The organism is Corallococcus sp. AB038B (genome assembly GCF_003668955.1).
GTDB lineage: Bacteria > Myxococcota > Myxococcia > Myxococcales > Myxococcaceae > Corallococcus > Corallococcus exiguus.
Window position 1 is genome coordinate 1 of record NZ_RAWO01000221.1, and the last position, 412, is coordinate 412.

The 412-nt window shown below is 65.5% G+C and carries 1 protein-coding gene; it reads left to right on the forward strand.

Going from position 1 to position 412, the window contains the following annotated elements:
• Positions 1 to 73 precede the first annotated feature (73 nt).
• The coding region (locus tag D7Y04_RS43080; RefSeq protein ID WP_121763082.1) for an NAD(P)H-binding protein at positions 74 to 412 on the forward strand (339 nt) is incomplete at its 3' end.

A 412-nucleotide genomic window follows, 5' to 3' on the forward strand; every position in this document is an offset into this window, starting at 1 on the left:
GATGTCGTTCATCTTGACACTGCTGAGATTGCTTCTTATCTGAACAGTGCTCATATAGACTGGGAGACGCGGGATGCGCGCATTCGTGACGGGTAGCACGGGCCTGTTGGGTAACAACGTGGTGCGGGCGCTGGTGGCGGGAGGGCACACGGTGCGGGCGCTGGCCCGCTCGCCGTCGAAGGCGCGCCAGGTGCTGGGGGGCCTTGCGGGCGTGGAGGTGGTGGAAGGGGACATGCTGGACGTGAAGGGCTTCGCGGCCGCGTTGGAGGGCTGTGACGTGGTCATCCACACGGCGGCCTACTTCCGTGAATACTACGCGCCCGGCGACCACTGGCCGAAGCTGTATGCCATCAACGTGAAGGCCACGGTGGAGCTTGCCGAGGAGGCGCACCGGCGCGGGGTGAAGCGCTTC